Here is a 14,855-nt window from a genome sequence, read left to right as displayed (position 1 = left end):
GACACTGAACATGACACAGACAAACAAAACAAATCGACAATGGGTTCTAGCCGAACGACCTAAAGGCGAACCCACTAAAGACACATTGAACTTAATTGAGGAAGCTATTCCAGTAGCATCTGGTAATCAGATGCTACTGCGGACTGAGTTTCTTTCGCTCGACCCCTATATGCGCGGTCGGATGAGCGATGCGCCATCTTATGCTGTCCCCGTCGAGATTGGTGAAGTGATGGTTGGGAGCACGGTTGCGCAGGTCGTCGATTCGAATATCGATGGTTTTGCCCCTGGCGACTACGTGCTCAGTTTCAATGGTTGGCAAGACTATGCTCTGTCAGATGGCAAAGGGTTGACCAACCTCGGCAAGTCACCTTTGCATCCTTCTTGGGCGCTTGGGATTTTGGGTATGCCGGGCTTTACCGCTTGGGCTGGCCTGAAACAGATTGGTGAGCCAAAGGCCGGCGAAACCATCGTAGTGGCTGCTGCCACAGGTCCGGTTGGTGCTACCGTTGGCCAGATAGGCAAATTGATGGGCTGTCGTGTTGTCGGGATTGCCGGCGGCGCTGAAAAATGCGCTTATGCGGTGGACGAGTTGGGCTTTGACGCCTGTATTGACCACAAGGCCGGAGACTTTGCTGATCAACTTGCCAAGGCGAGCCCAGATGGCATAGATGTCTATTTTGAAAGTGTCGGTGGCAAGGTTTTTGATGCGGTCATCCCGCTATTGAATCCGAAAGCTCGGATCCCGCTCTGTGGACTTGTGTCGCAATACAACGCAACCGGATTGCCAGCTGGACCGGATCGGATGAATTGGCTGATGGGGCAGATCCTACGCAAGAAGATCAAGCTGCAAGGCTTTATCATTTTTGATGATTTTGGCTATCTGTACCCCGACTTTGCCAAGGAGATGGGGGGCTGGGTTGAAAGTGGCAAGATCAAATACCGTGAAGAGAATATTGAGGGATTGGAAAATGCTCTTCATGCATTCATCGGTCTGCTTAACGGTGAGAATTTCGGCAAACGCGTGATCCACGTGGGCCAACAAATCAAAGTCTAACTCATAACAATCATGATGTACTGACTTGGCCCTAGGACGAGTAACGCCGCACTGGCACAAGCTTTTGCAACATTGGACCGGGGACGGTTTTGAAACACCAGTCCCCCGTTGGTACATTATCCAACAAAGGTAACTATTATGACTTATGAAACACGTAACCCTTATACGGGTGCTCTTCTGGTCACTTTCCCGGATGCAACCGACTTCGAGGTTAATCAAGCGATTGAAAATGCGCATGTTGCATTTTTATCATGGAAAGAAACAGGGTTTACTGAGCGCGCACGCGTGATGCACGCCGCGGCAGAGATATTACGCCGTGAGGTTGATTATTTCGCCAATCTGCTGACTATCGAGATGGGGAAACTTGTATCCGAAGCTAAAGCCGAAGTTGCTCTGTCGGCAGATATTTTTGATTATTATGCAACTAATGCTCAAACGCTGCTGGCACCGCAAAAGCTGCCCGTTACCGATTGCGAGGCCGAGATTATCGCCGAGCCGCTAGGGGTATTGTTGGCGATTGAGCCATGGAATTTTCCGTTTTATCAGGTGGTCAGAATTGCGGCACCACAAATATCTGCAGGTAATACCCTGTTGCTTAAGCATGCATCTAATGTTCCGCAGGCTGCTGCTGCATTTGAAAAATTAATGCTGGAGGCTGGTTTGCCTCAGGGTGTGTTCAAAAATATCTATGCAACACGGTCGCAACTCGAAACCATCATTAATGATCCACGAGTTCATGGGGTAGCATTAACAGGATCCGAAAGGGCTGGTGCAGTTGTTGCCGCTCAGGCCGGTAAGGCTTTGAAGAAATCGACGCTTGAACTTGGCGGTGCGGATGCATTTGTTGTTCTCGCTGATGCTGAGATGGAAAAAACTATCAACTGGGCGGTCTTTGGCCGCCACTGGAATGGTGGTCAAGTCTGTGTGTCCTCAAAGCGCATGATCATTGTTGATGAGGTGTATGATCGGTTTCTTGAGGGTTATATCGCCGGTGTTGCAAAACTGAAAGCGGGTGATCCATTTGAGCCATCCACTACCTTGGCGCCACTTTCTTCTAAGGCTGCCGCAGATGACATTAAAGACAAGATACGCCAAGCGGTTTCTTATGGTGCCACGGCAACTGAAGTAGGGCCAAGTGTTCCTGATTCGGGCAATTTTGTGCAACCGACCATTCTGACTGATATTTCACAAGATAACCCAGCGCGCAACTGGGAGTTTTTTGGTCCGGTATCGATGTTGTTTCGTGCAAAGGATGAAGATGACGCTGTGCATATTGCAAATGATTCACCGTTTGGTTTGGGTGGGTCAGTTTTTACCGCCAATGCAAAGCACGGAGCAGAAGTCGCTAAGCGAATATCCACAGGTATGGTTTTCGTTAATCATCCTACAATGGCTAAAGCAGACTTGCCCTTTGGTGGTATAAGACGTTCAGGGTATGGCCGCGAACTTGTTGGTCTTGGCATCAAGGAGTTCGTCAATCACAAGTTGATCTCAGTGGTTGATATAGACGCACCGTTCTAATACTCATTGCCAATCCGATCATTGGTCGGATTGGCTTATTCAACATAAGTTTATAACGGTAAACTGTTAATCGTTATACATTCATCCCGCTAAACCAAAAAACCGCTAAATATAAAAACACCAAGACTTAATGCTGGTGTTTAGGTGCTAATCATGGGTGTCAAAAAGGCCATCGAATTGGCTCATATCATTCACCTGTCATTAATATTATCAGCAATGTTACGCGTCCAAATCTATAAGCCCTAAATATGAGTAAAATACTATTCTCGTAAAGCGTGATTTAAGCACTTAACCAAGGTAGTAGTGCGTTAATAGTTTGAGTGATTGTGTTTGCGGAGTCAGCTTGGTAGCCGTATATACGAATACCAAAAATCACGGTCATTAACTGTGCCGCATAAGCTTTGGCTTGTTCTTCGGTGTGGCTTTTACGTAAGTAATCTACATAAATCAGCTCAATATTGGCCAGTTGGGCAGAGGCAAACTGATACAGTTTATTGCCTTGTGATGCCAATTCCAGTTGCGTTTTAATTAAAAAGCAACCGCAGTAATCGCAAGCTTTAGATTGCTCAACCAAATCTTGTAAAATTTGTTTAATCGCCGCATTAACACTTGGTGCATTGGCCATCTTTTGGTGAACTGCGTTGATTGAGAATTCGGCATAGCGTGCTAACGCGGCTTGGAAAAGCCCTTCTTTACTTTCAAACTCATGGTAAATGCTACCAGGCTTTAAGCCAGTGGCTTTAGTGATTTGTTGAATGCTTGATGCTGCATAGCCTTGCTGCCAAAACAACTTGATGACGTTATCTAACACGTCTTCTCTTTGGTAATTCTTTTTTGCCATGACATCTCATCCTCATCGTACTTTATATATGGATTAGCTGATTAAACCGAATTGTTATCGATAAAGCAATAATAGCTATAATAACACTATTTGAATGACTGTTCAAAAATGGTTTGAATTTAATATTTATCTAATTAGTTTCGTCTTAAATTATCTCTCTAGTAATATGACATTGGCACGGTTTAAAAAACTATATTTTTCAATGTCTAGCTTGTAAAAAATGATTTTATCGTCCACAGTTAATCGCAATGACTCTTAATTAATTATTAAAATGACCAAACTATCTAGCTACAAAAATGCACTAAAATGGGGTTTAGGTGTTTTGACCTTAGGTTTAGTGGTCAGTTTTGCTATTGCTGTCAGCGTTAAGAATCAAAATAACATCATTATTAACCAATCACTTGAGTCTGTGACCGAGCAGGTTACCAATAATATTATCGATCGTATCGTACTGTATCAATATGGTTTACGCGGTGCGAGAGGTGCTGTTGCTACGATTGGTGAAGATAAAATTACCCGCGAAATTTTTAAAAAATATAGCTCAACTCGGGATATTGGCAGTGAGTTTCCTGGGGCTCGAGGATTTGGCTATATTCGCCGAGTACCTGTAGCTGATGAAGCCCGTTTTGTCGAAAAGCAGAAATTAAATGATTGGCCTAATTTTACCATTAAGCAGCTAAACGCTCATGATGGTGAACGCTATCTCGTTCAGTATGTTGAATATGTTGACCCCATTGAATCGAATTATTTGGCTGTAGGGTTAGATATTGCTTCGGAAGATAACCGCAGGATTGCGGCAAAGAATTCATATTTGAGCGGTGAAGTTCGCTTAACTGGGCCGATTACCTTAATACAAGCCACTGGTCTTCCATTACAATCATTTCTCATTTTAATGCCGATTTACTATACAGGTTTTACACCCGTAACCCTTGAAGAAAGAGAAAAACAAGCATTTGGTTGGAGTTATGCGCCATTAGCCGCTAATGAAGTGTTTGCCAATATTGACCTATCAAGAAATTCAGCAAAGTTGACATTAGTTGATATTACTGATGATAAAAATACCGTTATTTTTTATCAAACTCATGAAGATGAGGATAATATACTGACTGCATACAATACTTCATTAGAACGAGATATTTTTGGCCGCAAATGGCGAGTGTCGTTAAGCGCTTATCCTAATTTTATTAGTGAGTTACATTTAACTAATCCTACTGTTGTGTTTCTTTATGGCTCGGTTTTAAGCTTATTACTTGCTGGGGTAGTTGGATTATATGCGTTTAATCAGCGCCGTAAACGGATACTGTTAGCCGATACAGCAAGACGCGCTAATATTCTTGAACATTCTCTTGATGCCATTATTAGTTATGATTGTGATGGCATTATCACTGGATGGAACCAAGGTGCTGAAAACCTATTTGACTATAAAGAACAAGAAGTGCTTGGCTCTAAAAGTACTGATTTTATTATTCCTGAAGACGATAGTGAACGAGAGATATTACACTTTGCTCAAGTGCTGAAGGGGAAGCCGATATTAAATTATGTGTGCCAGCACAAGCGTAAAGATAATGAGTTGCTCTCAACCTCGATGACGTCAATGGCTATTTATAATGAATTAGGCGTGATCACCGGTGTGAGTCAGACTATTCGTGATATTACGCTGCAGCAAAAAGCTGAAAAACAAATTTTAAACCATAATGCTCGACTTGAACGAAAAGTGACAGAAAGGACTCATGCTTTACAACAAGCATTATTAGAAAATAAAACCTTGCTGGATAATATTAACCAGCAATTACTTTACTCAGAAACCGACAGTGATGGGGTTATCCTTGCTGTTAACGATTATTTCTGCATTGCGTCAGGCTTTACCCGCGAGCAAATGATCGGCCAAAAACATTCTATTTTAAAGTCTAACGAACATGATGATATTTTTTGGGCAAACATGTGGCAAACGATTACCTCTGGTAAGACTTGGCAAGGTGAAATTTGTAACATTGATAAGCAAGGCAATGTGAAATGGTTTGATACTGTTATAGCTCCTGTAATGAATGATAATGGTGATCTTGAACGTTGTATTGCACTGCGAATAGATATTACTGAACGTAAAAATACCCAACTTGAAAATAATGAACTCGCGGCTTTACTTACCAATGTGCTTGCCGCCGCATCGGAAGTCGCCATTATCTCGACAGGCAATGACGGTATTATTAATATTTTTAACCGCGGTGCAGAGTTATTACTTGGCTACCAGGCTGAAGAGGTTGTGGGCATAAAAAGCCCTGCAATATGGCACCTTCCCGCTGAAGTTCGTCAACGCAGCAAAGAGTTAAGTGAAGAATTTGGTGAAGATATTGGTGTCGCTGATGTTTTTGTATATGGTCCGAAAAATGTCGGTCCCGAAACGCGTACTTGGACATACGTGCGTAAAGATTGCTCACAATGCCAAGTGTCGTTATCGTTATCGGCTATGCGTGACCACAATGGGGACATTATTGGTTTTCTGGGGGTAGCTTTAAACATCGATCAAATGCTCAAGCAACAAGAAGAGTTAGTGTCGGCCAGTAATCAACTGATCAAAGCGGCTGAAGTAGCAGAATTGGGCATTTATGATTTAGATTTAGTCGCTGATAATTTGCAGTGGAATGATCGTATGTTTGCCATGTACGATTATCCATTAACGCTCGGTGAAACAGGGTTAAGTTATCAACATTGGCAACAACGGATCCACCCAGATGACATCGCTATGGCTGAACGGGCTTTACAACAAGCCGTTGATTCTTTAAAAACCACTTACGAGACGACATTTAGGATCATTACCCGCTCAAATCAAATTCGTTATATTCATACTGGGGCTCAAATATATTACGACAAAGCGGATAAACCCGTACGTATTGTTGGGGTTAACCGTGACATCACTGAGCAACACGAGCTAGAGCAAACATTGCGATTCGCTAAGCAAGCTGCTGATGCAGCCAGTGCTGCTAAATCTGCATTTTTAGCCAATATGAGTCATGAAATTCGTACCCCAATGAATGCCGTATTAGGTATGCTTCAACTTATTCAACATTCTGATATGAGCCTTCAACAAGCTGATTATGTGACTAAAGCTGAGAGTGCCGCTAAATCATTATTAGGGCTGTTAAATGATATTTTAGATTTTTCCAAAATTGATGCGGGCAAGTTAGAACTGGATTTGCATCCGTTTCAACTCGAAACCTTAATGCGCGAATTAGCGGTGATGTTGGCGACTAATGGACACAGTAAAAATGTAGAAGTTATTTTTGATTTAGATCCGGCTATTCCTTACTTGATTGAAGGTGATGAGCTTCGTTTGCGTCAAGTATTGTTAAACCTTGCGGGTAATGCGATTAAATTTACCGCTGAAGGTCACGTAATTGTCAGTGTTGTGTGTAATGAATTGACTGCAAACCAAGTGAGTTTAACCATGTCGATTACAGATACTGGCATCGGAATTAGTCAAGAACAGGGCGATAAAATTTTCCAAGGTTTTGTTCAAGCAGAATCTTCAACCTCAAGACGATTTGGCGGTACTGGATTGGGTTTAGCGATTACCACACGTCTCGTTGAATTGATGGGGGGCGAATTAACCTTAACGAGTCAGGTTGGCGAGGGGAGCCGTTTTGAGTTTAATTTAATATTTAAGATTATCGAAGTAACCAACAACGATTGTAATATTGATTTACAGGGTAAAAATATTCTGATTGTTGATGACAGTGAGATGAGCCGTAAAATTTTATCAAAAACCTTAACGACCCACGGCGCACTTGTTAGTGAAGCACATAATAGTAAACAGGCAATTGATCTTATTGAGCAAAGTTTACAAGCCAGTAATCATTATGATGTGATTGTTATGGATTGGCGTATGCCTGATAAGAATGGTTTGGAAACCGCTAATCATATCCAAACGATGTTTCCTGTAGGCAAAGCACCAGCGATTATTATGTTAACTGCTTATGGCGCCGAGGTGATGGAACAAACCAAACAATACCTTCAACCGCCTTTTGTGAATATGCTCACTAAACCTGTGACAGCCAATTTAATGCTTGAAGCCGTTTTTCAAGCCATTAATGGGGCAGCACAACCGTTACCTGCTAAAAAAATAACCCATTTAGCATTAAAAGGCGTCAGGGTGCTGGTGGTTGAAGATAATCAGCTTAACCGTCAAGTAATTGATGAGTTACTACGCTTACAAGGTGCGATAGTGACCTTGGCTAAAGATGGTATTGAGGGGGTCGATTGGGTCACTAAGTCGAATAATCAATTTGATATTGTGATCATGGATATGCAGATGCCGGTTATGGATGGGCTTGAGGCAACTCGCCTTATTCGTGCTGATGGCAGATTTAATGAGTTATCGATTTTGGCTATGACGGCTAACGCATCCCTTGCTGATAAAACATTATGTCTTGAGGCGGGTATGGATGATCATATTGCTAAGCCAATAGACATGACGAGTTTATTACCTTGTATGCTTAATCTCTTGGGCCTTGAAGATAATACTTATTCTGTTCCGGCAGTTAATAACGTGCCGATAGCATTAGCTGATGTGTATAACGATGATGATATCATTATAGAAAATTCAGATTCTATTTTACGTCGTTTTGGTGGCGAGCGCGCATTTATCATTGATGTGATACATCATTTTGCAACTGAAATGCATGAGCAATTATCATTACTTACTCAGGCTTTTGAGCAACAAGATGACAATGCTATCAGTCTAGTTGCTCATACGATTAAAGGCACTGCGAGTAATATTGGTGCTAAGCGACTTGCCGCTTTTGCCGCTACGCTAGAGCAAAATATGAAGCATGCTGTTGATGTCGAACCAGCTGCTTATTTAAGCCAAATGCAAGGTCAAATTAATGATAGTTTGCATATGTTAGAGATGCTATTTCCAGACGAAAGTGTTGAATTAACCGTAAATTCTCTAGAGAAAAAAATACTATTGCCGATAAAGAGCGTAGATTTGAATAAAATGGATCAATTAATGGCGTTGTTAGTGGAACAAAATTTAGATGCCATAGAGTATCTTGAGCTTTTATTAAGTAATGTAGAGCTTGATGACCAAGTGTTAAAGTTGAAGAAACAAGTGAATCAACTTGAGTTTTTGGATGCTATCGATACCCTGAAATCGATAATAAAGGAGTGATGCGTGTTCATAGATGAGTATATTTCTGGCGTAGCACCAGTTAGAGGTAAAATACTATTAGTTGATGATCAGGTTGTGAATATCAAAATATTACATCAACTTCTTCAGGATGATTATGACATTTTTATGGCTCGTGATGGTCAACAGGCCATTGATATGTGCAAAAAAGTCAATCCTGATATCGTGCTGTTAGACATTGAAATGCCGATGATGAACGGATTTGATGTATGCGCGCATTTAAAGAACGATCCCGACACGGTAGACATTGCCATTATTTTTGTGTCAGGCCATTTTGATGAAGAGAAAGAGGTGAAGGGCTTTCAGCTAGGGGCTGTGGATTTTATTCACAAACCCATTAATCCGGTGATCACTAAAACACGGGTTAAAAATCAGATTATGTTGAAATCACAGACTGATTTATTACGCTCAATTGCACTACTCGATGCATTAACGGGGGTTGCCAATCGCCGTAAATTTGAACAAACCTTGCCTGTTTGCTGGTTACAATGTGTGCGAGATAAGCATCCGTTGACCATTATTATGCTCGATATTGATTTTTTTAAGCACTTCAATGACAACTATGGTCATGCAGAAGGTGATCGATGTTTACGTATCGTGGCTCAGAAAATACAAGATACGGTCAATCGACCTTATGATTTAGTGGCGCGTTATGGTGGTGAAGAGTTTATCTGTATTTTACCCAATACTGACCCTATTGGCGGCACTTATGTGGCGCAGCAAATCGTTGACAGTATTGTGTCACTCAAAATTGCTCATGAAAATTCTGATGTTTCAGATTTTGTGACCATTAGCGCTGGAGTTGCAACCATGACGCCTAGTGGTGATTCATCTTACCAAGACCTAGTTAAGGCGGCGGATAAACAGTTGTATTTATCGAAAGCCCGAGGCAGGAACAGAGTGATAGGTTGTGAGATTACAGACAACACCGTAGCGGTATAATTTGTTTTTTCATTAAACGGTCTAGTACGCTAATATTTTTAAATTTAATACTTCAATGTTAATACACTCAAGTTACCTAACGCTAACTTGAGTGTATTAACGCTGCAAACTTTTTTGAGTAAAAGGCAGATTCTCAATCTATTAATTCGTCATTTATACAGGTGCTTATGTATTACCCCATCACTGATGACATTAATTAATAAGTTCATATTAAAATTTATGACGATAGCCTAAGGTATAGGCAATATCTGCACTGTTATCCATATTCAAAAAGTTCTCGGTCATGGTTAACTCTATGGCACTAGTGTTGAAGTAATAGCGATACCCCAACAAGGCTTCATTAGACGCTTCTGAGAAATTTTTATCCCAGTCTACCATGCCATCGTAGCGATGATATTCAGCTAACCACCCATGTCGGCCTGTACGGTATTCATAGCCCAGTCCCAGCATTAAGTAATATGGTTCAAAGTCCCTTTGCGACAAAGGTTCCTTATCGTTTAAAAAGCTGACACCAAGAGTTGAATTAATATGGTGGTTACCATTGTGATAACCGTAGTTAATTTGTACGCTCTGTTGGAAACTTTCGTCTGCAAAAGGACCGGAATCGACATACTTGTAGTACAGCGTTCCACCGACTGATAAGCCGTGATGTTCATTTTGTAATAACTGATAGCCTAAATAGGCACTGAATGAGTTGTTGAGTGAGTCTTCGGTAAAACTATCAATATCAATACCGTATTTTTTTGAGTGGATTTGATTTTGATGTTTGGCTTGTTGTTTACGGCCATTTTGATCGAAACCAAAAGCGTCATGAAACCACATTGTTAATGAGTCAAGATGGTTATCACCGCTAAATTGCCAAGTGTAATTGGCATCAAACAGTAAATCTTCGGTGATTTGCCATTTTAGACCACTGCTAATCGCATTTTGATAATAATCAGCTAATAACACGTCAGACTCTGACCAGACACTGGCCGCATTCGCTGTGATATACCATTCTTTTTGCCCTTCGGGCAATGAAAAACCAGATCGTAACAGTGGGCTAAGATTAATTGATTGCATCGGTGATTGAGCATAGACCTGTAGCGGTCCGTAATCATTAAAATTTACCACTTGTGCATATGCAGGCAAGATAGAGGTAAGGCTCAGTACGGATATCAGTTTAAGGCTGGTTTTCATAAACATTTGTCGATTTAACTCTTCAGTTGCTTAATGTAAGTGTGTTGCCGGCTTCGAATGTTGATTGTATTTTGTCTTTATAACCCACATTGTTAGGTGGCGAGATGATGTGCATTATGAAGGTATGGCAACATTATTTAAATGCCTAAAAAGGAACACATTATGAGGTTAAGTTATATCACCACATTCATTATTCAATATTTTGAATCGATGTGTTCGAGAACTTGTTCAGTCTTGCACACTGAATGATAGCTTAATTCATTGACTTATAGCGTTTATTTATCGTTTTACTTTTATGTAAGTTCTGATGCCACATAGCACTATGTCATCGTTTATGCTTGAGCTACAATTTTCTGGTGAAGGTTATTCCATTGTTCCGGAAATTTACCATCTAACATGTACACAAACGCAATAAGCTCTGCAATCAACAAATACAGTTCTTTAGGCACTTCGTCACCTAATTCTAGCAGTTGCAAAAAGTCACTTAAATGCGGGTCTTGATGAATATGGATCCCGGCCTCTTTGGCGATTGATATAATTTCTTCGGCTACTAAATCTTTACCCGTAGCGGTAATTTTAGGGGCACTTTTACCATCAAAACTAAGTGCAACAGCCTGTGATATTTTTTTAGGATCGTCTGTCATCATATTCTCTATTAGGGCCTGTTGATCTTTCAAGGTTGTTTTTGCAGCGAATTGTTGGTCATTTGTACAAGGCAGAGACTTTGTGGTGTAGTTATTCTACATAAAAAGTCGATAACGCAGTAAAAATGACCAACAAACGCTGCCCAAAGGGTTCTGCTAAAAACGTTTTACTCTTTGTTGAATGGATTTTGCTTAGATGACTAGGCATCAATCTATTCGCCTCGATTAAAACGTTTTTATCTCGAACAAAATTTAACCTGCAAAGATCAACAGACCCTAGGCTCGAGTTTTCACTAAATAATGATCGCCAGGTAATAACGTTGCCGGGATTTGGGCTAACTGTGTTGTAAGCTTGCCTGGTGTAAATCCGATTTGAGTTATTTTATCTGTTAATGCTTGATTAAAGCGACCGACTTTACTGAGTAACATTTGATTATTACCTTTAAATTGAATATCGAGCACTTCAGCGTGTTTATGTGCACAAATTAGTAATGAACCTTGTGCTAAGTTAAATTTGAGTTGGAGCTTCCATCCCGTTTTTTTATTATTGTCTTGATCCTGCTCTTGTTCAAATTTACCTTCAAATTGTTCATCGCGTTGGTTAATTGAGTAGGGCAGTGCAAAATACCATGTCATGGCTTGATTAGGATCGGTACTGGCGTGTTGGTATAACGAAATGCTGCTGGCCAATTGTGCCAGAGAGTCTGCTCCACCTAGTTTATCTAATGCTGCAAATAATCCTGAATTAGCACTGAGCTTACTCAGTGTCCGTTGTTGTAATTGTGCGAGATGTGCTTGAAGTTTATCGCTGATCCCTGAACCTGTTGATTTTGTTTTTACGCCCAATAATAACTGAAATAAGGTGGTTATTGCGCTACCAGAAAATAATGCTGATGGCTGTAGGTTAGTTGAATGTCCCAGTTGTGTTTGAGCAAGGTTAAGCGCCGCTAAACTGTATAGTTCGCTGCTGAGTAATGCAGGATCGCTCAATGCACTTAAAGGGTGCGGGCTCATTTGGGGTAAATGTTTAAATAATTCTGTCGCCAAATTATGCGGGGTCTGCTGAGCCAATTGTTGTTTTATTGGCATTGCTCCCGCTTTTGATAAGGCTTTATTCAATACTTCTATGGGTGCGGGGTCTTTATTTACTTTACCTAGCACATCTTTTGTAGCGCTATTGTCTAAGCCTGATACTGTTGTAGTCGTTTTACTTAGATTAGCTTCTGACGGCGGTGTGGCTTGACCAGTTTGCTTTGTTGATGCGTTATTTAACACTGTAGGATTGCTATCTAACCCACCGAGTTTTGCCGACGGGTTAATGGTGGCTGAGGTCACTTTAGTGGCATTGCTATCTTGAGTTGAGGTGACGACAGATGCCGTTGATGTAGATACATTTTTCTGTTGGATGTCGCTTACCTTTGCGGCATTATCGGTTGGCGGTAATGAGGTCGCTTCGAGCTTTTTTAGAAATTGGCTAAGAATTTGTGCTGGTTCATTTTTGGTTATAACGATACTTTCTGCTGAATAAGATTGTACTGCTTGAGGCATTTTTACTACTTTTGTTAGATCAACATTCACCTCTGCGATCACTGGTGTAAGAGAAAGCTGCAATTGTTGGTTTTGTACTACCACCTTTGCTAAATACTGTCCTGAATTGAGTGATATATTGCTAGGTAATTGTATGCTTGTACCACTTGAAAATGTTAATTGTCCTTGAGCGAGGACGGCCGTTGGCAGTGGGTAACCTTGAGCCCTTGCTGCTAACGCTGCTAGCTGTTGTGTTGATACCCCATTTTGCTTTGCGAGTTCTTCAAGTGCTGGTGGTAGCGCAAGCTGAATGGGTTGCGCGAGAAGAATTATTTGAGTAGCAAGCGTATGGGTTGACTGTGGCACTGCAGGGCTTGTTGGCGTAGTTTGAAGGGCTGAAGTGCTATTTACTTGGTTATTAAGCACTTGTGTTTGGATCTGAGCTTGGCTTGCATTAGTGGCTGCTCGGGCTACCAGTTTAGCTTGATCGCTTGCAATAACGACTTGTGCTGTTTGTTGTAATAATTTTTGCAGTTCAGCGGTCTTATTAAGTTGATACTGGTTATTTTCAATGGTGACATCGAGTTGCGCACTTGCTGGTGGTTGCACAACCTTGACTGGCAGTAATACGGCTGCTAAATCGGATTTTGTGGCTGCTGAAGTGGATACCACTGATTTATCGTTTGAGGTTTGTGTTGGTAAGGATGCGTTATTAGCTTGTGTTTGTTTTTTCTCTGGTACGGTTTGTTGACTTGCATCTGCAGGCTTTGGTATGACGGTATTGACCGCTTTAGCGGGAAACGTTGTGGGTACTGTCATAGAAATCCTATCAAATAAACATGCTTATTTATTGAAATCAACCAAGATGTCTGTGAAGAATATCAACTTCATTTACAAATTTTTGATTGATATTGTCAACAGGCTCAGTATCCTTAGCCCTCCGTTACCTTTGAATAGGGTAACTCACTATAGAAATAGTGGACAATGCTAGAAACAAAGACATATTAGCAAAGCCTGATAGTTAAACATTGTAAGGTATAGCCTAACACTGCCAGCTAAATTATATCGACTTGAACAAAAATTGCTTTAATAAAAAGACAGAAAGAGCAGTTTGTTGAGTAGTACCTTTTGTCATTTTAAAGAGAATTATATGAAGTATAAATGGATATTACTTCTGGTGGTTGCAGTTAGCATACCCTTGTATGCCAAAGGCGAAGCACCTCAAGTTGTCACATCATTACCCGCGGTTGAAATCAAATATAATGATCATCGTGATCCATTTGAAGCAATTAACCGCACAATGTGGGATTTTAATTACCTGTTTTTAGACAGGTACTTTGTCCGTCCTGTGGCACATGGTTATAAAGATTATGTTCCTAACCCAGTAAGAACGGGGGTCAATAATTTTGTTTATAACTTAGAAGAGCCCAGTTCGATGATAAATAATACCCTCCAAGGAAAGTGGGGGTGGGCAGCCAATGCTGGTGGCCGTTTTACCATCAATACTACTGTAGGTTTATTGGGTTTGGTAGATGTTGCTGACATGATGGGAATGCGCCGTAAACAAGACGATTTTAACGAAGTGTTAGCTTATTACGGAGCCCCAAATGGTCCTTATTTTATGGCGCCATTTTATGGCCCAATTGTGACGAGAGAAATCGCCTCAGATTGGGTGGATGGTCTATACTTTCCTTTATCTGAGTTAACGATGTGGCAGTCTGTACTCAAATGGGGTTTAAAAGGCTTAGACGCTCGTACTAAAGCCATTGATCAAGAAAGATTACTAGACAATGCTCTTGACCCTTATGCTTTTGCAAAAAATGCTTATTTGCAGCATATGGATTACAAGGTTTTTGATGGTGATGTACCATCAACTCAAGTAGATGATGATTTACTTGACGAATATATGGATGAACTAGATTAATCGAGGTACAAAACAACCTCGATAGCGTAGTTCTATGA

At 41.0% G+C, this 14,855-nt stretch carries 9 protein-coding genes; 5 read left to right on the top strand and 4 right to left on the bottom strand.

From position 1 onward, the window contains the following. Positions 1-10 precede the first annotated feature (10 nt). A complete protein-coding gene (locus FCN25_RS03480; RefSeq protein WP_137221995.1) occupies positions 11-1,054 on the top strand; it encodes an NADP-dependent oxidoreductase in 1,044 nt (347 codons plus the stop codon). Between the two features lie 138 nt (positions 1,055-1,192). Then, positions 1,193-2,575, top strand: a complete 1,383-nt coding sequence (locus FCN25_RS03475; RefSeq protein WP_137221993.1) for an NAD-dependent succinate-semialdehyde dehydrogenase — start codon at positions 1,193-1,195, stop codon at positions 2,573-2,575. A 280-nt stretch (positions 2,576-2,855) separates the two neighbouring features. Here FCN25_RS03475 and FCN25_RS03470 read toward each other — a convergent pair whose 3' ends face one another. Then, the gene (locus FCN25_RS03470; protein WP_137221991.1) at positions 2,856-3,416 is read right to left on the bottom strand and encodes a TetR/AcrR family transcriptional regulator; all 561 of its coding nucleotides are present in this window, start codon (positions 3,414-3,416) and stop codon (positions 2,856-2,858) included. A 271-nt stretch (positions 3,417-3,687) separates the two neighbouring features. Here FCN25_RS03470 and FCN25_RS03465 point away from each other — a divergent pair, with 271 nt between their 5' ends. Both FCN25_RS03465 and FCN25_RS03460 read left to right on the top strand, forming a co-directional pair. Then, positions 3,688-8,583 (top strand): PAS domain S-box protein, encoded by a 4,896-nt coding sequence (locus FCN25_RS03465; protein ID WP_137221989.1) that lies wholly within the window; start codon positions 3,688-3,690, stop codon positions 8,581-8,583. A 3-nt stretch (positions 8,584-8,586) separates the two neighbouring features. Then, positions 8,587-9,543, top strand: a complete 957-nt coding sequence (locus FCN25_RS03460) for a diguanylate cyclase (RefSeq protein ID WP_137221987.1) — start codon at positions 8,587-8,589, stop codon at positions 9,541-9,543. A 210-nt stretch (positions 9,544-9,753) separates the two neighbouring features. Here the strand turns inward: FCN25_RS03460 and FCN25_RS03455 are convergent, their stop codons facing one another. The 3 genes from FCN25_RS03455 to FCN25_RS03440 form a co-directional block, all read right to left on the bottom strand. Next, positions 9,754-10,722, bottom strand: a complete 969-nt coding sequence (locus FCN25_RS03455; protein ID WP_137221985.1) for a DUF3187 family protein — start codon at positions 10,720-10,722, stop codon at positions 9,754-9,756. Between the two features lie 332 nt (positions 10,723-11,054). After that, positions 11,055-11,369, bottom strand: a complete 315-nt coding sequence (locus FCN25_RS03450) for an EscU/YscU/HrcU family type III secretion system export apparatus switch protein (RefSeq protein WP_175405820.1) — start codon at positions 11,367-11,369, stop codon at positions 11,055-11,057. 273 nt (positions 11,370-11,642) lie between these two features. After that, positions 11,643-13,712, bottom strand: coding sequence for a flagellar hook-length control protein FliK (locus tag FCN25_RS03440; RefSeq protein ID WP_137221983.1), 2,070 nt, complete (start codon positions 13,710-13,712; stop codon positions 11,643-11,645). A gap of 331 nt (positions 13,713-14,043) precedes the next feature. Between FCN25_RS03440 and FCN25_RS03435 the strand changes: the two genes are divergently transcribed. After that, entirely contained in the window at positions 14,044-14,817 is a 774-nt protein-coding gene (locus tag FCN25_RS03435; protein WP_137221981.1) for a VacJ family lipoprotein, read from the top strand. The last annotated feature ends 38 nt before the right edge of the window (positions 14,818-14,855 follow it).

It is taken from the genome of Shewanella sp. MEBiC00475 (assembly GCF_005234075.1).
GTDB lineage: Bacteria > Pseudomonadota > Gammaproteobacteria > Enterobacterales > Shewanellaceae > Shewanella > Shewanella polaris.
The sequence above is the reverse complement of the archived record's forward strand: the minus strand, read 5'-3'. Positions and strand labels throughout refer to the sequence as shown.